Here is a 19,406-nt window from a genome sequence, read left to right on the forward strand (position 1 = left end):
CCGGTCTCTATGCCTACCCTGCGCTCCTTCTTAGCCATCGCCCTGCTGGGCCTGAGTCTTTCCGTCTGCACGCTGCAAGCTGCTGAACCGCCCACGAGCGACTCGGTACAGGCCAGCCTGGACAAGATCGCCGACCGCAAGCTGCCGGAAGCCGATCAGAAAGCCTTGCAGGCCGTACTGCAAGACACCCTGGCGCAGCTCGCCAGTAAGGCCGACTACGAGCAGAAGCTGCTCGCCCTCAAGCAACAGTTGGCCAGCGCACCGAAACAAAACATCGAAAACCAACGCGAGCTGGCGCGGCTCAAGAACACCGCCGTGGTGCCCGTGGCGCAACGCTATGCCAACCTGCCGATTCCCCAGCTCGAACAAATGCTGACGGAACGTTCGACTCAGCAGGGCGACCTGCAAAAAGCCTTCGCCGATGCCAACAGCCTGATCATCACCGCCCAGACCCGCCCCGAGCGTGCCCAGGCCGAAATCGCCAGCAGCCAGACCCGCATCCAGCAGATCAATAGCATCCTCAAGGCCGGCAGGGACGCCGGCAAGACCCTGAGCGCCGAACAACGCGACCAGCTCAACGCCGAACTGGCGGCCCTCAACGCGCTGATTCCGTTACGTCGCCAGGAACTGGCCGGTAACAGCCAGCTGCAGGACCTGGGTAACGGCCAGCATGACCTGTTGATGGAAAAAATCTCCCGCATGGAGAAGGAAATCCAGGACCTGCAAAACCTGATCAACCAGAAGCGCCTGGCCCAATCCCAGGAGACGGTGACGCAGCAGTCCATCGAAGCCCAGAAGGCCGGCGGCAGCAGTCTGCTGGCAACCGAAAGTGCGACCAACCTGAAGCTCTCCGATTACCTGCTCAAGAGTACCGACCGACTCAACGAGGTGACCCAGCAGAACCTGCAGACCAAGCAGCTGCTCGACAGCGTCACCCAGACTGACGCGGCCCTGGATGAGCAGATCAGCGTGCTCAAAGGCAGCCTGTTGCTCTCCAAGATCCTCTACAAGCAGCGCCAGACCCTGCCGCGCCTGAAGCTGGACCAGAACCTCGCCGACCAGATCGCCGACATCCGCCTGTATCAGTTCGAAGTCAGCCAGCAACGGGAGCTGCTGAACAATCCGAGCGCCTATGTGGACAGCCTGTTGGCGTCCCAGCCGTCGGAGCAAGTCACGCCGCAGCTGCGCAAGACCCTGCTGGACCTGGCCCTGACCCGCGTCGACCTGCTGGAACGCTTGAGCCGCGAATTGAGCGCGGTGCTCAACGAATCCATCACCCTGCAGCTCAACCAGAAACAATTGCTCAGCACCGCGCAAAACCTGCGGGCAACACTCGAAGAGCAGATGTTCTGGATTCCCAGCAACAAACCGCTGGATTTCGAGTGGATGCGTGGCGTGCCGGCTCGCCTGGAAAAACAGGTCGACTCGTTGCCCTGGACTTCGAGCCTCAGTGAATTGGCCGACGGCCTGACACAGCGACCACTGCTGTTCCTGCCCCTGGCCTTGCTGATCGGCGCACTGCTGTGGCGGCGCAAGCATCTCTATGCCCGGTTGAACAAGGTTCACCAGGACGTGGGCCACTTCAAGCGTGACAGCCAGTGGCACACACCGCAGGCGATCCTGATCAACATCCTGCTGGCGATGCCGGTCGCCCTGGCGCTGGCCCTGTGCGGTTTTGCCTTGCAGATCGATGCCCGCGGCCAGAACGCCAACCTCGGCGCGGCGCTGCTGCAGATCGGCCAGGCCTGGCTGGTGTTCTATACCGCCTATCGCATCCTGGCACCCGGCGGCGTGGCCGAACTGCACTTCCGCTGGGAGAAACCGCAGGTCGAATTCCTCCAGGGCTGGATCCGCCGGCTCGGGCTGGTAGTACTGGCGCTGGTGGCTGTGGTGGCGGTGGCCGAGTTGCAGCCTTCGACCCTCGCCGACGATGTGCTGGGCATGCCCGTGGTACTGACCTGTTATGCCTTGATGGCCTGGCTGCTCAGTCGCCTGTTGCTCAGCAGCCCGACACACCGCAATGCCTCCCTGTTCCGCAAGGCTGTCGGGGTGATTTTCACCGCCCTGCCCATCGCGCTGTTCGTGGCGGTGTGCTTCGGCTACTACTACACCGCCTTGAAGCTCAGTGACCGGCTGATCAATACGCTGTACCTGCTGATGTTCTGGCTGGTGATCGAGGCCACGTTCGTCCGTGGCCTGTCGGTAGCGGCTCGGCGCCTGGCCTACCAGCGCGCCCTGGCCAAGCGCCAGGCGGCCAAGGAAGCCGGCGATGGCGAAGCGGTGGTCGAGGAACCGACCCTGGACATCGAGAAGGTCAACGAACAGTCCCTGCGGCTGATCCGCCTGGCCCTGCTGGGCGGCTTCATCGCCGCGTTGTACTGGGTCTGGTCGGACCTGATCAGCGTGTTCTCGTACCTGGACAACGTGACCCTCTACGAATACACCAGTGGCACCGGCGTCAACATGAGCATGGTGCCCATCAGCATCGGCGACTTGCTCGGTGCGCTGATCATCATCGGCATTACCTTCGCCCTGGCGCGCAACCTGCCTGGCCTTCTGGAAGTGTTCGTGCTGTCGAAACTGAACCTGGCCCAGGGCAGCGCCTATGCCACCACCACGCTGCTGTCCTATGTGATCGCCGGCGTCGGCTTCGTCACCACCTTGTCCACCCTGGGCGTGAGCTGGGACAAGTTGCAATGGTTGGTGGCCGCGCTATCGGTGGGCCTGGGCTTCGGCATGCAAGAGATCTTCGCCAACTTCATTTCCGGGATCATGATCCTGTTCGAGCGTCCGGTACGGATCGGCGACACCATTACCATCGGCAACCTGTCGGGCACGGTCAGCAAGATCCGCATCCGCGCGACCACCATCACCGACTTCGACCGCAAGGACATCATCGTCCCGAACAAGACCTTCATCACCGGGCAGCTGATCAACTGGTCGTTGACCGACACCGTTACCCGGGTAACCCTGAAACTGGGCGTGGACTACGGCTCGGACCTGGATCGGGTCCGGGAACTGCTGCTCAAAGCTGCACGGGACAACCCACGGGTGCTGAAGGAGCCGGAACCGATCGTGTACTTCCTGAACTTCGGCGAGAGCACCCTGGACCATGAGTTGCGCATGCACGTGCGCGATCTCGGCGACCGTAACCCGGTGCTGGACGAGATCAACCGCTTCATCAACCGTGAGTTCAAGAAGGAGCACATCAACATCTCCTTCCGCCAGATGGAAATCTACCTGAAGAACCTTAGCGGCCAGGAATACAAGCTGGTGCCCGCCGAGCCCGAGAACAAAACCATCACGCCCGCGCCTTCTTCGGTGACCAGCATCAAGCCGGTAGCGGAGCCGCCCCAGGACACACTCGACTGATCGCGGGGTGCCAGCAGGCATCGCGCCGGAGACGGCCATGAAAACGCTGGAAACCTTGTCCTTCGATAACCGCTTCGCCCGCCTGGGCGACGGTTTTTCGGCCCATGTGTTGCCCGAACCCATCGACAACCCACGACTGGTGGTCGCCAGCCCGGCCGCCATGGCGCTGCTGGACCTGGACCCGGCCGAAGCCCAGGCGCCGCTGTTCGCCGAACTGTTCGGCGGGCATAAGTTATGGGCCGAAACCGAGCCTCGGGCGATGGTGTATTCCGGACATCAGTTCGGCCACTACAACCCGCAACTGGGTGATGGCCGGGGATTGCTGCTGGGAGAGGTGTACAACGAGGCCGGCGAACACTGGGACCTTCACCTCAAGGGCGCGGGCCAGACGCCGTTCTCACGGATGGGCGACGGACGAGCGGTGTTGCGCTCCTCGATCCGTGAATTCCTGGCATCCGAAGCCCTTCATGCCTTGGGCATCCCCACCACCCGCGCCTTGTGCGTGATCGGCTCGGACACCCCGGTGTGGCGCGAAAAACAGGAGCGCGCCGCCATGGTGCTGCGCCTGGCACCGAGCCATGTGCGTTTCGGCCATTTCGAGTATTTCTACTACACCAAGAAACCCGAGTTGCATGCCACGCTCGCCGAGCACGTGCTGAACCTGCACTTCGCCGAATGCCGTGAACAGCCGGAACCGTACCTGGCGATGTTCCGCGAAATCGTCGAACGCAACGCCGAACTCATTGCGAAATGGCAGGCCTATGGTTTCTGCCATGGCGTGATGAACACCGACAACATGTCGATCCTGGGCATCACCTTCGACTTCGGGCCGTTTGCCTTCCTCGATGACTTCGACGCGAACTTCATCTGCAACCATTCCGATGACCAGGGGCGTTATTCCTTCAGCAACCAGGTGCCCATCGGCCAGTGGAACCTCAGCGCCCTGGCCCAGGCCCTGACGCCGTTCATCAGCGTCGAAGCCCTGCGCGAGACCCTGGGCCTGTACCTGCCGCTTTACCAGGCCCATTACCTGGACCTGATGCGCCGTCGCCTCGGCCTGACCACCGCGGAGGAAGATGACCAGAAACTGGTGGAGCGCCTGCTGCAACTGATGCAGAACAGCGGCGTCGACTACAGCCTGTTCTTCCGCCGGTTGGGCGATCAATCGCCTGAACAAGCCGTCGCCAGGCTGCGGGACGACTTCGTCGACCTCATGGGCTTCGACGCCTGGGCCGCACTTTATATCGCCCGCGTCGGCCGTGAAGGCAGCGTCGACCAGGAACAGCGCCAGATCCGCATGCACGCGGTGAACCCCTTATATGTACTGCGCAACTATCTGGCACAGAACGCCATCGATGCCGCCGAGTCAGGCGACTACGAAGAAGTCCGCCGTCTGTACCAGGTACTTAGCCGTCCGTTCGAGGAGCAACCGGGCATGGACAGCTATGCGCAACGGCCGCCGGAGTGGGGCAAGCATCTGGAGATCAGTTGCTCGTCGTGACCCAGCTCAATAGCTGGAATCGGCCTTGAGCCAAACGCTCCCTTGTGGCGAGGGGATTTATCCCCGCTGGGCTGCGAAGCGGCCCCAAAAAGCTGCAATTGCACGCAGCCTGACAAGACTTGATCGGTTTTAAGGAGTGCTTCGCAGCCCAACGGGGATAAATCCCCTCGCCACAAAAGCTGTCTCACCCGACTTTATCGTTCCCCTGTTCGGGCGTCTCGATTCCCGGCTCTGCCTCGGTGGCATCCTTGTCAGTGGGTTTGGCCGGCGTTTTTTTCTCGGGATAGCCGGGCAGACCGCGGGCGTCTTCGGGGGTCAGTTCGTCTCGTTCGTGACGGCGATCAATGGCATAGGCGGGAGCGGCGTTCGGGTCTTCGTCGCGACCGGCGGTGCCAAGTACCCAGCCGTCGTCGTTGGGGTTGTCCTGCGGTGCGCGCGTGACAGGTTCTCGAGGATGGCTCATGGGACCTCCTTGGGTTGCGAACAGATGCGTTGTGGTCTTTTTGAGGCCATCGAAGGGCGTCAGTGCGGCGCATCTGATGAATGGCAACCTTGATAAACCGCCTCGGCGACACCAGATCAGCGTCATGACTGTCTTTTGGAGCCCACCATGCCTGACCCGATGCTGATTCCCTGCCCCCATTGCAACGGGCTCAATCGCCTGGCTGCCGAACGTCTGGGCGACCAGCCCAAGTGCGGGCGCTGCAAGGGCCTCGTGCTATTGGACAAGCCGTTCGAACTGAAACAGGGCGACTACGCCAGCCAGATCAAGGGCGACCTGCCGCTGCTGGTGGATGTGTGGGCGGACTGGTGCGGGCCCTGCAAATCCTTTGCGCCCGTGTTCGAACAGGCCGCCGCGCAACTGAGCGGCAAATGCCGGCTGGCCAAACTCGACAGCGAAGCCAATCCACAGCTGTCGGCGCAATTGGGGATTCGCTCGATTCCCAGCCTGATCCTGTTCAGGAATGGCAAGGAGGTCGCGCGCCAGAGCGGAGCGTTTCCCTTGCCGCAATTGCTGAGCTGGTTGCGCAGTCAGGGGATCTGAAGCGACTTCATTGTGGGAGTGAGCCTGCTCGCGATGCGCAGGCACATTCAACGTCAATGTACCTGTCAGTCCGCTATCGCGAGCAGGCTCGCTCCCACATGGGCGGCAGAAGCCTGTTGATCAGGCGTTTTCCAGCAACTCATGCAACTCCACGAACTGCAGGGTCAGTTTGTGGCGCGCGTCCAGATGGATCAGCGGCAGGCTGGCCTGGTGGGATTCACGCATGCGCACCGAGCTGCTCAGGTACACCGGCAGTACCGGCAAGCCCTCGGCGATCAGTTCGTCGAGCATCTGTTGCGGCAGACTGGCCCGGGACTGGAACTGGTTGACCACGATGCCTTCAATCTCCAGGCCCTCATTATGGTCCTCCTTGAGCTCTTCGATTTCCGCCAGCAGGCCATACAACGCCTGGCGGGAAAAACTGTCGCAATCGAAAGGAATCAACACCCGATCAGCGGCAATCAACGCTGAAACCGCATAAAAGTTCAGGGCCGGCGGCGTATCCAGGTAAATCCGATCGTAATCCTCGTCCAACTCTTCGAGCAATTTGCGCAGTTTGTTGATCTTGTGCTTCGCCTCAAGCTTGGGCTGAAGATCGGTCAGTTCAGCCGTGGCGGTGATGACATGCAGGTTATCGAACGGCGTTTCATAGATATCGACCTTGTTCTTCTTCGAAAAGGGTCCGGACGACAGGGTTTGCTTGAAGAAGTCGGCAATACCCATGGGGATGTCGTCGCCGGTGAGACCGGTCAGGTATTGAGTGGAGTTGGCCTGTGCGTCCAGGTCCACCAACAACGTGCGATACCCTTCGCTGGCGCTGACCGCCGCCAGGTTGCAGGCGATGCTGGACTTGCCCACGCCACCTTTCTGATTGAATACCACGCGCCGCATGTCAAAACCTCCGTGTATCAAAGATTCCCGAGTGTAGTAGGCGATGACACCGCTTCGCTACCTTCAGCATGGATGGACTACAGCGTTAGTGGCTTTTTCCGGTAAAGAAGCGTCAATGCGCGCGGAGGATTACGGAAGCGGCCGACAGACAGGCTCGTCACAATCGCAATAATGAGATGTCCGAGCCGGGACGAACCCACCGTCAGGTTTTCCCGCTTATGTGTAACCATTGTTTGCTACAAGCCAACGGCACCGGGATAATGCGCGCCATTTGGGTCGCAAGACCATGCTGGGTTGGACGCGGCTCAAACCACTGAACCGTGACAATAAAAAGCCCGCAGGGGTGGGATGAATTTTTTGATCAATTTCAATATCGCCCAATGGCGCGCATGGGCCCCTGGGCTCGAAAGCGTGGACGACTGGCAGGCGTGGAGCCGACAGCCGGTGATATTGCCCACCAACGATGCCGCCCCTGATGTCTCGTTCCTGCCGGCCATGCAGCGCCGCCGTCTCAGCCGCCTGGCGCGGATGGCCTTCAGTGTCGGCTGGCCCCTGGCCGAAGGCCGGCCGAACCTGCCGTTGGTCTTTATTTCCCGTCACGGTGAAACCCCGCGCACATTCGAGATTCTCAAGGACCTGGCAGCCGACCAACCGTTGTCACCCACTCAGTTCAGCCTGTCGGTACACAACGCAGTGATCGGCCTGTGGTCGATCATGCGCAACGAAACCAGCGAGATGACGGCCCTGGCCGCCACGGGCGACGGGCTGGAACATGGCGTACTGGAAGCCGCCGCGCTGTTGAATGAAGGTGCGCCGGCGGTGCTGCTGGTCATCACCGAAGAACAACCACCCCAGGTCTATGCGCCTTGGGTTGACGATGTGCCGTTTCCCTATGCAATGGGGTTGCTGCTGACCCGGGGCGACGACTGGCAACTGGCCTTGTCCACCCCGCCGGTTCAACCGTCCGGCAGTGACTGGCCCCATGCCCTGGATCTGCTGCGTACGCTGCTGAACAACGAAACCACCTGCCAACATGCCTGGAAGAATCGTGTATGGACCTGGCAACGCAACCGGTGACGGGCAAGCACCGCGACGCCTATTACTGGCGCCTGCTCGCGACCGCTGCAAGCTTCGCCCTGTTCGGGCTGGGCGGGCTGTGCCTGCGGTTGCTGGTATTTCCGCTGCTGGCCTGGTGGCCCGGCGATGCCCAGGTCCATCGACAACGGGCCCGGCGCACGGTTGGACGGCTGTTCTGGTTCTTCATCCGGTTCATGACCCGCACCGGCGTGCTCACCTATCAGATCGACGGCGCAGAAAAGCTTGGCCGGCCCGGGCAGATGATCATTGCCAATCATCCATCGCTGATCGACGTGGTGTTTCTGATCGGGTTGGTGCGCGACGCCAATTGCGTGGTCAAGCAAAGCCTCTGGGACAACCCCTTCACCCGCGGCCCGTTGCGCTCGACCCAATACATCAGCAACGACGGCAGCATGGACATGCTCGACGCCGCCAGCGACGCCCTGAAAGAGGGCCAGACCCTGATCGTGTTCCCCGAGGGCACGCGCACCCAGCCCGGCCAGGCGCCGGCCTTTCATCGGGGCGCCGCGGCCATTGCCCTGCGGGGTGCGAAAATGCTCACGCCCGTGACCATCAAGGTCAGCCCGACCACCCTGACCAAGGCCGAACCCTGGTATCGCATTCCCCAACGCCGCGTGCACTTCAGTTTCCATGTGGGGGCCGATATAGATCCAAAGGCGTTCGCCACGCTCGGCCCCCCGCCCCTTGCTTCGCGCAGGCTCAACGACTTTTTGCATCACTATTTCATCAAGGAGCTCGCCGAAGATGAGCGATCTGCACCGTGACATCAAACAGCTGATCATCGACGCCCTCGGCCTGGAGGACATCGAGGTCGACGACATCGGTGACCACCAGACTCTGTTCGGCGAAGGCCTGGGCCTGGACTCTGTGGATGCCCTGGAGCTTGGCCTGGCGATCCAGAAACAGTACGGCATCAAGATCGATGCCGACGCCAAGGACACCCGCAACCATTTCAGCAATGTGGCAAGCCTTGCGGCCTTCGTCACTGCAAAACGCGCTTGAGACCGGACCATGCAAACTCGTGACGACATTTTCAACACCCTGCGCGATGCCCTGGTGGAGCTTTTCGAACTGGACCCTGAGCGCGTGACGCTGGAATCGAACCTGTATCAGGACCTGGAAATCGACAGCATCGACGCGGTCGATCTGATCGACCACATCAAGCGCCAGACCGGCAAGAAAATCGCGGCCGAAGAATTCAAGACGGTACGCACCGTCAACGACGTGGTCGAGGCGGTCTATCGACTGGTCCAACCGGCCGCATGAGCCGGCTGATTGGCCTTGGCCTGCTATTGGCGGGCCTGCTGTATCCCTTTGCGGTGTATTTCGGCATGGAGCACTTCGCCCCCTGGCAGTTCGGCCTGCTGCTGGGTAGCCTGTGGCTGGCCCGGGCATTGTTCGCTAACCGAGGGCTCGGCAAAGGCGGGCCAGGCAACCTCTGGATGGCGATCACGGCGATCATGTTCTGCGGGTTGCTCGCGCTGTTCGATAACCCGCTCCTGCTGCGTTGGTATCCGGTGCTGATCAGTGCCTTCATGCTCGGGATGTTCGTCCTGAGCCTGAAATACGGCCCGCCAATGATCGAACGCGTAGCCCGCCTGCGTGAACCGCAACTGCCGGCAAAAGCGGTGGTGTATACCCGCCAGGTCACGGTGGTCTGGAGTGTGTTTTTCCTGTGTAACGGTTTGCTCGCCGCCGCCCTGACCCTCTGGGCGCCGCTGAGTTGGTGGATGTTGTACACAGGCCTGATTTCCTACGGATTGATGGGGCTGCTGTTTGCCATTGAATGGCTCATACGACAAAGGGTAAGAGGCCGCCCATGAATTGGATAAAACTTGAGCAGATGTTGCTCAAGGCTCAGCCGGAGCGCGCAGTTGCAGTCGATCCGGTAATCAGTCATTCGCAACTGCGGGACGAGGCGCTGTGCCTGGCCGCAGGCCTGCACGCCCGCGGTGTAGAGCGCATGGCCGTGCACCTGGAAGACGCCGCCGACCTGGCCATCGCCCTGCTCGGTGCCTGGCGTGCCGGCGTGCGCGTCCTGCTTCCGGCCGACCTGCAGGCCCAGACCCGCCAGCGCTGGTCGGCCGAGGTCGACCTGTGGCTGACCGACCAGCCTGGCGACACCCATCCTGGCGACTTGCGACAGGCCCCCTTGGCGCCTGTCGAACTGGACCTCGACCAATGCTGGCTGAGCCTGTGTACCTCCGGCTCCAGCGGCGAGCCCAAGCGCATCGAGAAAAACCTGCGCCAGTTGAGCAATGAGGTCCAGGCCCTGGAGCAGTTGTGGGGCGCCGAGCTGGGCCCGGCCTGCATCATTGGCAGCGTCGCCGCCCAGCATATCTACGGCCTGCTGTTCCGGGTCCTGTGGCCGCTGTGCGCCGGACGACCGTTCGTGCGCCGGCAATTGGCGTTTCCGGAAGACCTGCAACGCGCCAGCCGCGAGCACCCGGTCTTCGCCTGGGTCGCCAGCCCGGCGCTGCTCAAACGCATGGGCGACAACCTCGACTGGACGGCCCTGAGCAGCGTGCGTCGGGTGTTTTCCTCCGGCGGTGCCTTGCCGGCCGAGGCCGCCCAAAGCCTGCAGCAGCGCCTGGGTCAATGGCCGACGGAAATATTCGGCAGCTCGGAAACCGGCGGTATCGCCTGGCGCCGGGGTGCTGAACGGTGGCAGCCCTTTGCCGGCGTCGAGCTGAGCCAGGACAGCGACGGTGCCTTGCTGGTCGCTTCGCCTTATCTGCCTCCCGCCCATGTGGAACATACCGCCGACGCCGCACGGATTGACGCCGATGGCCGCTTCGAACTGCTCGGACGCCTGGACCGCATCGTCAAGCTGGAAGAGAAGCGCATCTCCCTGCCGATGCTGGAGCAGGCACTGATGGCCCACGACTGGGTGAGCGAAGCGCGGCTGGGGGTGGTGCGAGAGAATCGTGCTTCCCTCGGCGCCCTGCTGGTACTGAGCGAAAGCGGCCTCCATGCCTTGCGTAACCAGGGTCGTCGCGCCGTGACCGAAGCCTTGCGTCGCCACCTGAGCGGGCATTGCGAAACACTGGCCTTGCCACGGCGCTGGCGCTGGCTGCGCCAGTTGCCGCTCAATGCCCAGGGCAAGCTGCCCCAGGCCGAGGTCGAAGCCCTGCTGGCGGCACCGCGTCCAAAGGCTCCCGACGTGCTGGAACAGGTCGAGACCGACGGCGAATGGAGCCTGCAACTGGTCGTGCCGCCGGACCTGGCGTACTTCAGCGGCCACTTTCCCACGGCCCCGGTGTTGCCCGGCGTGGTGCAGGTCGACTGGGCCCTGAGCCTGGGCCGACAACTGCTGGACCTGCCGCCGCGCTTCGTCGGGATGGAAGTGTTGAAGTTCCAGCAGCTGGTACGTCCCGGTGATGAAGTCCAGCTACACCTGCGCTTCGACCGCGAGCGCGGCAAGCTGTACTTCGCCTACCGCAATGATACGGCGGCGTGCTCCAGCGGGCGGATTGTACTGGGGGCCGCCCATGACTAATGCTCACACCGTCCTGTGGCGAGGGGATTTATCCCCGCTCGAGTGCGAAGCACTCGCCAACGAATTGTGGTGCTGCACAGGACTTGGGGTCGCTGCGCAACCCAGCGGGGCGGTGCGACGCTTCGCTGAATCCCCGCGCCACAAGGGCTCGGTGGAAGGCAAAAGACATGCATAACCCCTGCGCCGTCATCCCCGTCTACAACCACGAAACCGCCATCTCGGCGGTGGTCCAGACATTGCTCGCCAATGGCCTGCCCTGCGTGTTGGTCGATGACGCCAGCAGCCCAGCCTGCGCGGCGGTGCTGGAGCGGCTGGCGGTGGATGAGCGGGTTCACCTGGTCAGGCTGGCGGTCAACCAGGGCAAGGGTGGCGCCGTCATGACCGGCCTGCGGGAAGCCGCGCGCCTGGGCTTCAGCCATGCCTTGCAGGTGGACGCCGATGGACAGCACGACCTCGGCGACGTGAATACCTTCGTCGACCAGTCCCGACTGCACCCGGACGCGGTGATCTGCGGCTACCCACAGTACGACGCCAGCGTGCCGAAAGGTCGCCTGTACGCTCGCTACCTGACCCACGTCATGGTCTGGATCAACAGCCTGTCCCTGCAGATCCGCGATTCCATGTGCGGCTTTCGGGTTTACCCCCTGCCAGCGACCCTGGCGCTGATCAACTCGGCGAACATTGGCAAGCGCATGGATTTCGATTCGGACATCCTGGTGCGTCTGGCCTGGCGTAACCAGCCGATGTGCTGGCTGCGCACCCGGGTCCACTACCCCCAGGACGGGGTTTCGCACTTCCGTCTGTTCCACGATAACGTGCTGATTTCCAGCATGCACACCCGCTTGTTCTTCGGCATGCTGGTACGTGCCCCCCTGATTCTCTGGCGACGGTGGCGGACATGAGTCTCCAGGCAGATAAGACCCATTGGGCCGATCGTCAGGAGCGCGGCAGTTTCTGGCTGATGAAACTCACGGCGTTCGCTGCCAAAGTATTGGGCCGTCGCCTGCTGAGCCCGGTGCTGTACGGCATCGTCCTGTACTTCTTCATTTTCGGTCGCAGCGCTCGCCAGGCAGCCTGGCAATATCAACGGCGACTGGCCGACTGGAGCGGTCGCATCGAGTTGCGCCCCACCCATGGCAAAGTCTTCGGGCAGTTCATGGCGTTTGCCGACTCGTTGCTGGACAAGCTCGACGTGTGGAACGGCAAGCTGAGCATCGACCAGATCGAAATCGTCGATACCGCACTGCTGCGCAATCACCTGCGTGGCGCTCGCGGGCAGATGCTGGTAGGGGCGCACCTGGGCAATCTGGAAATGTGCCGAGCCCTGGCCGAACTGGGCGAAAAGGTCACCATGAACGTGCTGGTGCACACCAAGCACGCCGAACAATTCAATCGCCTGCTGGGCGAAGCCGGTGCCACGCACCTGCGGCTGATCCAGGTCAGCGAGCTGGATCCGGCGGTGATGCTGCAACTGAGCGAGCGCCTGGAGCGCGGCGAGTGGCTGGCGATTGCCGGCGACCGCGTCCCGCTGCACGGCGGGCGCAGCGTAACCGTGGACTTCATGGGCCACCCGGCCGCTTTCCCCCAAGGGCCGTGGTTGCTGGCCGGCCTGCTGAAATGCCCGGTCAACCTGCTGATGTGCCTCAAGCACGAGGGGCGCTATCGCGTCACCCTCGAGCCCTTCGCCGATGCCGTGGTGTGGAAACGCACCGAACGCGAGCACGTGATCGCCCACTGGGCCGGTCGTTACGCAGAGCGCCTGGCGCAGTACTGCCTCCAGGCCCCCCAACAGTGGTTCAACTTTTACCCTTTCTGGAAGACCGATGACGATGCCCACTCTTGAGCCGGTAACCTTCGGCGAACGCCCCCTGCGCATCGAAGACGTGCTGGCCCTGGCCAACCGTCAGGCGCCGACACAGTTGCAGGATGATCCGGCGTTTCGCCAGCGCATCGCCAAGGGTGCGCAATTTCTCGACTCCCTGTTGGACAAGGAAGGGGTGATCTACGGCGTGACCACCGGTTACGGCGATTCCTGCGTGGTTGCCGTGCCGTTGCAGCACGTCGAAGCCCTGCCGCGCCACCTGTATACCTTCCATGGCTGCGGTCTGGGCAAACTGCTGGATGCCCAGGCCACCCGCTCGGTGCTGGCCGCGCGCTTGCAGTCGCTGTGCCACGGCGTCTCCGGGGTCCGGGTTGAATTGCTGGAGCGCCTCCAGGCCTTTCTCGAACACGACATCCTGCCGCTGATTCCGGAAGAAGGTTCGGTGGGCGCCAGCGGCGACCTGACGCCGCTGTCCTATGTGGCCGCGACACTCTCCGGTGAACGTGAAGTCATGTACCGTGGCGAACGCCGGCTGGCCGCCGATGTACACCGCGAACTGGGCTGGACACCGCTGGTGCTGCGGCCCAAGGAAGCACTGGCCCTGATGAACGGCACCGCCGTGATGACCGGCCTCGCCTGCCTGGCCTTCGCCCGGGCCGACTACCTGCTGCAACTGGCGACCCGCATCACCGCGCTGAACGTCGTCGCCTTGCAAGGCAACCCCGAGCACTTCGACGAGCGCCTGTTCGCCGCCAAGCCACACCCGGGGCAGATGCAGGTCGCCGCGTGGTTGCGCAAGGACCTGGCGATCGACGCGCCGACCGCACCGCTGCATCGCCTGCAGGATCGCTATTCCCTGCGCTGCGCGCCCCATGTGCTCGGCGTGCTGGCCGACAGCCTGAGCTGGCTGCGCGCGTTCATCGAGACCGAACTCAACAGCGCCAACGACAACCCGATCATCGACGCCGAAGCCGAGCGGGTGCTGCACGGCGGGCATTTCTACGGTGGGCACATCGCCTTCGCCATGGACAGCCTGAAGAACCTGGTGGCCAACGTCGCCGACCTGCTCGACCGGCAACTCGCCCTACTGGTGGACGAGCGCTACAACCATGGCCTGCCGAGCAACCTGTCCGGCGCCAGCGCCGAGCGTGCGATGCTCAACCATGGTTTCAAGGCCGTGCAGATCGGCGCCAGCGCGTGGACCGCAGAAGCCCTGAAAAACACAATGCCGGCCAGCGTGTTCTCGCGCTCCACCGAGTGCCACAACCAGGACAAGGTCAGCATGGGTACCATCGCCGCCCGGGATGCGATCCGCGTGCTGGAGCTGACCGAACAGGTCGCCGCCGCGACGCTGCTGGCGGCCAACCAGGGCGTGTGGCTGCGCAGCCGTGCCGAGGACGCGCGACCGCTGCCACCGGCCCTGGCCGCCATGCACGAACAACTGGCGGGGGATTTCCCGCCGGTCATCGAAGACCGCGCCCTGGAAGCCGAACTGCGCCTGTGCCTGCAACGCATCGCCGAGCAACACTGGAGGCTGCATGCGTAGCCAGGGCGTGCTGCATGTCGAGACGCAGATTGTCGTGCCGTTTTTCGATGTCGATTCGATGCATGTGGTCTGGCACGGCCACTACGTCAAATACCTGGAAATGGCCCGCTGCGCCTTGCTCGACCAGATCGGCCACAACTACAACGACATGCTCGCCGCCGGGTACGCATGGCCCGTGATCGACCTGCAACTGCGCTACGTGCGCAGCGCGGTGTTCGGCCAGGCCCTGACCGTGCGTGCCAGCCTGGTGGAGTGGGAGAACCGGTTGAAGATCAACTACCTGATCAGCGACACCCTCACTGGCGAACGCCTGACCCGCGCCAGTTCGGTGCAGGTGGCCGTGGACATCACGACTCGCGAGATGCTGCTGGCCTCGCCCCGGGTGTTTATCGACGCCGTCGAAAGGAAACTGTCATGAAACGCCTGTCCCTCTGGTGCTTACTGTGCTGCCTGTCGCCCCTGGCCCAGGCCTTCGACTTGCAACAACTGAGCGAACAGCTGGCCCGCCCGGATGTCATCCACGGCCAGTTCATCCAGGAAAAACACCTGCGCGCCCTGCCCCAACCGCTCGTCAGCAAAGGCCATTTCGTTCTGGCGAAAAAACAAGGCCTGCTGTGGCTGCTGCAGACGCCGCTGCAACAGGATTACCGGATTACCGCCCAGGGCATCGCTCGAAGGGACGGCAACGCCTGGCAAATGCTGCCGAACAAGAGCGCCGGCGCCGAGCAGAACCGGCTGTTCCTGGCCGTCTTGCAGGGTGACAGCAGTGGCCTGCTGCGGGATTTCGAGCTGAGCCTGTCGGGCGAACCGCAGCAGTGGAAGTTGACCCTGACCCCGCGCTCGGTGTTGCTCAAACAGGTGTTCAACCAGATCAACATTGACGGCGGCGAACTGGTACAGCGCATCGAGCTGCTGGAAACCCAGGGCGACAGCACGGTGCTGCGCATGCAGGACAGTGTCGCCACGCAACCCTTGAGCGAAACGGAGCAACATGACTTTGCCGAGTGAACGGAGGTTGCCACGGCTGTTCCTGATACTGCTGCTGGCAGTGCTGGCGCTCGCCGGTTGGCAATGGCGCAATGGTGCGCCTCTGTCGGTCAATCTCATGGAACTGGTGCCGGGCACGTCCCCCGATGCCCTGGAGCTTATCGCTGAACAACGCATGCAGGAGCCGCTGAATCGCGAGGTGTTGGTACTGGTCGGTCATGCCGACCGTCAGCAAGCCATCGCCCTGGCGCAAACCCTTGGCGAGCAATGGCAGGCCAGTGGTCTGTTCGACAAGGTCCAGTGGACGCTGCAAGCCGATTTGCCGGCGCTGCGCACGCAACTGCTGAACGGACGACTGGCGATGCTCTCGGCCGCGGACCGTCAGCAATTGATCGAGCAGCCCCAGGCATTCATCCAGCAGCGGGTGCAGGCGCTGTTCGACCCGTTCAGCGGCTTCAGCCTGGTACCGAGCCAGGACGACTGGCTGGGCCTGACCGGGCGCATCCAGAACAGCCAGCCCCAACGCGGCGCCATACAGCTGGATGTGGGCAGCGGTGCCTTGATCGCCGACGCCGATGGCAAAAGCTGGGTGATGCTACGGGCCCGCACCCAAGGCAACGCCTTCGACATGAACCTGCCGCTGCAAGTGGCCGATCTGCTGCAACACAGCCGCGACCAGGCAGGCCTGGCCCAGGGGCAACTGTTGGCGGCCAGCGGCTTGCTGTACGCCGCCAGCGGCCAGCAACAGGCATCAAAGGAAATCACCTGGGTCGGCGGTGGCGCGACAGTGGGTATTCTGTTGCTGCTGTTGCTGGCCTTCCGACGCCTGCGGGTATGGCTGGCGTTCATGCCGGTGCTGGTCGGCATGCTGTTCGGCGCGGTGGCCTGCGTGGCGCTGTTCGGGCGCATGCATGTCATGACCCTGGTGCTGGGTTCGAGCCTGATCGGCGTGGCGGTGGACTATCCGCTGCACTACCTGTCAAAGAGCTGGAGCCTCAAGCCGTGGCACAGCTGGCCGGCCCTGCGCCTGACCCTGCCGGGGCTGAGCCTGAGCCTGGCGACCACCTGCATCGGCTATCTGGCCCTGGCCTGGACGCCCTTCCCGGCCCTGACCCAGATCGCGGTATTTTCCGCCGCCGGGCTGGTCGGCGCCTACCTGACGGCAGTCTGCCTGCTGCCGGCGCTGCTCAAGGGCACGGACCTGCGCCCTGCCCAATGGCCGCTGCGCTTCTGCGAGCAGTTGCTCAAAGCCCGCGAAGCACTGCTGGCGCGGGTTCCCACGCCGATCCTGCTGGCATTGCTGCTGATCTTCTGCGCCGGAGGGCTTTGGCACCTGAGCACGAAGAACGACATCCGCCAGTGGATCGGCACGCCCCAGCACCTGACCGACGAGGCCCGCGACATCGCCCGTATCACCGGTTTCCAGCCCACCAGCCAGTTCTTCCTGATTCGCGCCGACAATCAATCCCAACTGCTTGAACGCCAGACCGCCCTCAACGAGCGGCTGGACCAGTTGGTCGGCCTGGAAAAACTCCAGGGCTACCTGTCGCTGAACCAACTGGTCAGCCCGCCGGCCGAGCAGCAGAAAGTCCGTGAGGCCCTGGCCCGACTCCCGGCGTTCTGGCAACCGCTGCTGGACCTGGGCGTGCCGGTCGCCGCCTTGCAGGCAGAGCTGGCCCGATTGCAAACCTTGCCGGTGGAAGACATCGATGCCGCGCTGTCCGGTCCGTTGGCCGAACCGTACCGCACCCTCTGGCTCGGCCCGACCGCGCAAGGCGTGGCCGCGACGATCAGTTTGCAAGGCTTGAACAATGCCGCATTGCTGCGATTGCAGGCGGTGGATTTGCCCGGCGTGCAATTGGTGGATCGCCTGGGCGATCTGAACCAGGTGTTCGCCGCCACGCAGATCAGCGCCGCCGAGCTGAAGCTCGCTTCCTGCGTGCTGATCGTGCTGGTGTTGGTCTGGCCGTTCGGCGTCAGGGCAGCTCTGCGCATCGTCGCCCTGCCGCTGCTCGCTGCGCTGTGCAGCCTGGCGAGCCTGGGCTGGCTGGGGCAGCCGTTGACCCTGTTCAGCCTGTTCGGGCTGTTGCTGGTGACGGCCATCGGCGTCGATTACGCGATCCTGATGCGCGAGCAGATCGGCGGTGCCGCCGTGAGCCTGCTGGGGACCCTGCTCGCGGCGGTCACCACCTGGCTGTCGTTCGGCCTGCTGGCGCTTTCCAGTACGCCGGCAGTGAGTAATTTCGGCCTGGCGGTGAGCCTGGGGCTGGCGTTCAGCTTCATGCTGGCGCCATGGGCCGGGCGCCAGACGCATGCAACGCCCGCGCTGGAACCCGCCCAATGACGATTACCCACACTCTCACTCGAACATCGCTGCCTGGGCAAGGAGTCCAAATGTCTGCAACTGAAATGGAACGCCGCCAGGTCGTCATCATCGGCGCAGGGCCATCCGGCGCCATCGCGGCCGCGCTGCTCAAGCGCAAGGGCCACGATGTGCTGGTCATCGAACGCCAGCATTTCCCCCGGTTCTCCATCGGCGAGAGCCTGCTGTCCCATTGCCTGGACTTCGTCGAAGAGGCGGGCATGCTCGACGCGGTGCAGGCCGCAGGCTTCCAGCGCAAGAACGGTGCGGCTTTCGCCTGGGGCGAGCGCTACAGCGCCTTCGATTTCGGCGACACCTTCAGCGAAGGCAAACCCACCACCTTCCAGGTACAGCGCGCCGACTTCGACAAGCTGCTGGCCGATCAAGCCGCCTTGCAGGGGGTGGAGATCCGTTATGGCGAAGCCATTGCCAGCGTCGATTTCAACCTCGCCAAACCACAACTGGGCGTGCAACGCGAGGACGGCAGCGCGTACCGGATCGAGGCCGAGTTCGTCCTCGACGCCAGCGGCTATGGTCGAGTCCTGCCGCGCTTGCTGGACCTGGAGGCACCGTCGAACTTCCCGGTGCGCCAGGCCGTATTCACCCATGTCGAAGACCGCATCGATGCGCCGACTTTCGACCGGGAGAAAATCCTCATCACCACCCACCCGACCCAACGCGATATCTGGTTCTGGACCATTCCGTTCAGTGGAGGACGCTGCTCGGTTGGCGTGGTCGCGGCGGCGGAGCATTTTGCCGGCCGCACCGACGACCTCGACGCCTGCCTGCGGGGCTTCATCGACGAGACCCCGAGCCTCGCCCGGGTGCTGGATAACGCCGTGTGGGATACCCCGGCACGGACCATCGGCGGCTACTCGGCCAATGTCAAAACCTTGCATGGCCAAGGCTTCGCCCTGCTCGGCAACGCTGCGGAATTCCTCGACCCGGTGTTCTCCTCCGGCGTGACCATCGCCATGCGCTCGGCAAGCATGGCGGCCGGCGTGCTGCATCGTCAGCTGCAAGGTGAAAGCGTGGACTGGCAAAGCGAGTTCGCCGAACCGCTCAAGCGTGGCGTCGACACCTTCCGCTGCTACGTCGAGGGCTGGTACGCCGGCACCTTCCAGGACGTGATCTTCTATACCGAAGGTTCTTCCGACATCCGCCGCATGATCAGTTCGATCCTGGCCGGTTATGCCTGGGATCAACGCAATCCGTTCGTCAGCGAACCCAAGCGACGCCTGCGCATGCTCTCGGAAATCTGTGCGAGCCCGGCCCATGAGTGA

At 63.3% G+C, this 19,406-nt stretch carries 18 protein-coding genes; 16 read left to right on the forward strand and 2 right to left on the reverse strand.

The genetic code is table 11. The features are described from left to right. Positions 1-9: 9 nt before the first annotated feature. Together mscK and selO are read left to right on the forward strand one after the other, a co-directional pair. On the forward strand, positions 10-3,372 hold the full coding sequence (mscK, locus tag CGA22_RS12085) for a mechanosensitive channel MscK (RefSeq protein WP_041024590.1): 3,363 nt from the start codon (positions 10-12) through the stop codon (positions 3,370-3,372). Between the two features lie 37 nt (positions 3,373-3,409). Further along, positions 3,410-4,873, forward strand: coding sequence for a protein adenylyltransferase SelO (gene selO / locus CGA22_RS12090; RefSeq protein WP_041024589.1), 1,464 nt, complete (start codon positions 3,410-3,412; stop codon positions 4,871-4,873). Positions 4,874-5,057: 184 nt separating this feature from the next. Here the strand turns inward: selO and CGA22_RS12095 are convergent, their stop codons facing one another. Continuing rightward, positions 5,058-5,336 (reverse strand): hypothetical protein, encoded by a 279-nt coding sequence (locus CGA22_RS12095; protein WP_041024588.1) that lies wholly within the window; start codon positions 5,334-5,336, stop codon positions 5,058-5,060. Positions 5,337-5,483: 147 nt separating this feature from the next. Here CGA22_RS12095 and trxC point away from each other — a divergent pair, with 147 nt between their 5' ends. Further along, entirely contained in the window at positions 5,484-5,918 is a 435-nt protein-coding gene (gene trxC / locus CGA22_RS12100; RefSeq protein WP_041024587.1) for a thioredoxin TrxC, read from the forward strand. A 120-nt stretch (positions 5,919-6,038) separates the two neighbouring features. Here the strand turns inward: trxC and CGA22_RS12105 are convergent, their stop codons facing one another. Beyond that, the gene (locus tag CGA22_RS12105) at positions 6,039-6,809 is read right to left on the reverse strand and encodes a ParA family protein (protein WP_041024586.1); all 771 of its coding nucleotides are present in this window, start codon (positions 6,807-6,809) and stop codon (positions 6,039-6,041) included. Positions 6,810-7,157: 348 nt separating this feature from the next. On the opposite strand from CGA22_RS12105, the gene CGA22_RS12110 reads away from it, so the two are divergent. The 13 genes from CGA22_RS12110 (at position 7,158) to CGA22_RS12170 (ending at position 19,406) form a co-directional block, all read left to right on the forward strand. After that, positions 7,158-7,886, forward strand: coding sequence for a beta-ketoacyl synthase chain length factor (locus CGA22_RS12110; RefSeq protein WP_188258597.1), 729 nt, complete (start codon positions 7,158-7,160; stop codon positions 7,884-7,886). After that, positions 7,862-8,671, forward strand: a complete 810-nt coding sequence (locus CGA22_RS12115) for a lysophospholipid acyltransferase family protein (protein WP_041021998.1) — start codon at positions 7,862-7,864, stop codon at positions 8,669-8,671. Before CGA22_RS12110 ends, CGA22_RS12115 begins: the two co-directional genes overlap by 25 nt. Next, positions 8,652-8,909, forward strand: coding sequence for a phosphopantetheine-binding protein (locus tag CGA22_RS12120; protein WP_024779865.1), 258 nt, complete (start codon positions 8,652-8,654; stop codon positions 8,907-8,909). The genes CGA22_RS12115 and CGA22_RS12120 overlap by 20 nt, the downstream gene beginning before the upstream one ends. Before the next feature lie 9 nt (positions 8,910-8,918). Next, positions 8,919-9,173 carry an acyl carrier protein gene (locus CGA22_RS12125; RefSeq protein WP_024779866.1) on the forward strand — a complete coding sequence of 85 codons (255 nt, stop codon included), beginning with the start codon at positions 8,919-8,921 and terminating at the stop codon, positions 9,171-9,173. Next, entirely contained in the window at positions 9,170-9,730 is a 561-nt protein-coding gene (locus CGA22_RS12130; RefSeq protein ID WP_041021997.1) for a membrane protein, read from the forward strand. The genes CGA22_RS12125 and CGA22_RS12130 overlap by 4 nt, the downstream gene beginning before the upstream one ends. Continuing rightward, positions 9,727-11,406, forward strand: a complete 1,680-nt coding sequence (locus CGA22_RS12135; protein WP_041021996.1) for an AMP-binding protein — start codon at positions 9,727-9,729, stop codon at positions 11,404-11,406. Before CGA22_RS12130 ends, CGA22_RS12135 begins: the two co-directional genes overlap by 4 nt. A 167-nt stretch (positions 11,407-11,573) precedes the next feature. Next, a complete protein-coding gene (locus CGA22_RS12140) occupies positions 11,574-12,308 on the forward strand; it encodes a glycosyltransferase family 2 protein (protein ID WP_041021995.1) in 735 nt (244 codons plus the stop codon). After that, positions 12,305-13,249 carry a glycosyl transferase gene (locus CGA22_RS12145; RefSeq protein ID WP_041021994.1) on the forward strand — a complete coding sequence of 315 codons (945 nt, stop codon included), beginning with the start codon at positions 12,305-12,307 and terminating at the stop codon, positions 13,247-13,249. The genes CGA22_RS12140 and CGA22_RS12145 overlap by 4 nt, the downstream gene beginning before the upstream one ends. Next, positions 13,230-14,774 (forward strand): histidine ammonia-lyase, encoded by a 1,545-nt coding sequence (gene hutH, locus CGA22_RS12150; RefSeq protein WP_041021993.1) that lies wholly within the window; start codon positions 13,230-13,232, stop codon positions 14,772-14,774. The genes CGA22_RS12145 and hutH overlap by 20 nt, the downstream gene beginning before the upstream one ends. Next, a complete protein-coding gene (locus CGA22_RS12155) occupies positions 14,767-15,192 on the forward strand; it encodes an acyl-CoA thioesterase (RefSeq protein ID WP_041021992.1) in 426 nt (141 codons plus the stop codon). Before hutH ends, CGA22_RS12155 begins: the two co-directional genes overlap by 8 nt. Then, positions 15,189-15,782 (forward strand): outer membrane lipoprotein carrier protein LolA, encoded by a 594-nt coding sequence (locus tag CGA22_RS12160; protein ID WP_041021991.1) that lies wholly within the window; start codon positions 15,189-15,191, stop codon positions 15,780-15,782. Before CGA22_RS12155 ends, CGA22_RS12160 begins: the two co-directional genes overlap by 4 nt. After that, on the forward strand, positions 15,766-18,105 hold the full coding sequence (locus CGA22_RS12165) for an MMPL family transporter (RefSeq protein ID WP_041021990.1): 2,340 nt from the start codon (positions 15,766-15,768) through the stop codon (positions 18,103-18,105). The genes CGA22_RS12160 and CGA22_RS12165 overlap by 17 nt, the downstream gene beginning before the upstream one ends. 50 nt (positions 18,106-18,155) lie before the next feature. Further along, positions 18,156-19,406: an NAD(P)/FAD-dependent oxidoreductase gene (locus tag CGA22_RS12170; protein ID WP_041021989.1), complete on the forward strand. Its 1,251-nt coding sequence runs from the start codon at positions 18,156-18,158 to the stop codon at positions 19,404-19,406.

This window comes from Pseudomonas sp. PSB18 (assembly GCF_014596565.1).
Classification (GTDB): Bacteria; Pseudomonadota; Gammaproteobacteria; order Pseudomonadales; family Pseudomonadaceae; genus Aquipseudomonas.

What these genes read in the sequence shown, in the direction of transcription:
- mscK (WP_041024590.1), top strand. Translation starts at nt 10, where the DNA reads ATGCCTACCCTGCGCTCCTTCTTAGCCATCGCCCTGCTGGGCCTGAGT.
- selO (WP_041024589.1), top strand. Translation starts at nt 3,410, where the DNA reads ATGAAAACGCTGGAAACCTTGTCCTTCGATAACCGCTTCGCCCGCCTG.
- CGA22_RS12095 (WP_041024588.1), bottom strand. Translation starts at nt 5,336, where the DNA reads ATGAGCCATCCTCGAGAACCTGTCACGCGCGCACCGCAGGACAACCCC.
- trxC (WP_041024587.1), top strand. Translation starts at nt 5,484, where the DNA reads ATGCCTGACCCGATGCTGATTCCCTGCCCCCATTGCAACGGGCTCAAT.
- CGA22_RS12105 (WP_041024586.1), bottom strand. Translation starts at nt 6,809, where the DNA reads ATGCGGCGCGTGGTATTCAATCAGAAAGGTGGCGTGGGCAAGTCCAGC.
- CGA22_RS12110 (WP_188258597.1), top strand. Translation starts at nt 7,158, where the DNA reads ATGAATTTTTTGATCAATTTCAATATCGCCCAATGGCGCGCATGGGCC.
- CGA22_RS12115 (WP_041021998.1), top strand. Translation starts at nt 7,862, where the DNA reads ATGGACCTGGCAACGCAACCGGTGACGGGCAAGCACCGCGACGCCTAT.
- CGA22_RS12120 (WP_024779865.1), top strand. Translation starts at nt 8,652, where the DNA reads ATGAGCGATCTGCACCGTGACATCAAACAGCTGATCATCGACGCCCTC.
- CGA22_RS12125 (WP_024779866.1), top strand. Translation starts at nt 8,919, where the DNA reads ATGCAAACTCGTGACGACATTTTCAACACCCTGCGCGATGCCCTGGTG.
- CGA22_RS12130 (WP_041021997.1), top strand. Translation starts at nt 9,170, where the DNA reads ATGAGCCGGCTGATTGGCCTTGGCCTGCTATTGGCGGGCCTGCTGTAT.
- CGA22_RS12135 (WP_041021996.1), top strand. Translation starts at nt 9,727, where the DNA reads ATGAATTGGATAAAACTTGAGCAGATGTTGCTCAAGGCTCAGCCGGAG.
- CGA22_RS12140 (WP_041021995.1), top strand. Translation starts at nt 11,574, where the DNA reads ATGCATAACCCCTGCGCCGTCATCCCCGTCTACAACCACGAAACCGCC.
- CGA22_RS12145 (WP_041021994.1), top strand. Translation starts at nt 12,305, where the DNA reads ATGAGTCTCCAGGCAGATAAGACCCATTGGGCCGATCGTCAGGAGCGC.
- hutH (WP_041021993.1), top strand. Translation starts at nt 13,230, where the DNA reads ATGACGATGCCCACTCTTGAGCCGGTAACCTTCGGCGAACGCCCCCTG.
- CGA22_RS12155 (WP_041021992.1), top strand. Translation starts at nt 14,767, where the DNA reads ATGCGTAGCCAGGGCGTGCTGCATGTCGAGACGCAGATTGTCGTGCCG.
- CGA22_RS12160 (WP_041021991.1), top strand. Translation starts at nt 15,189, where the DNA reads ATGAAACGCCTGTCCCTCTGGTGCTTACTGTGCTGCCTGTCGCCCCTG.
- CGA22_RS12165 (WP_041021990.1), top strand. Translation starts at nt 15,766, where the DNA reads ATGACTTTGCCGAGTGAACGGAGGTTGCCACGGCTGTTCCTGATACTG.
- CGA22_RS12170 (WP_041021989.1), top strand. Translation starts at nt 18,156, where the DNA reads ATGTCTGCAACTGAAATGGAACGCCGCCAGGTCGTCATCATCGGCGCA.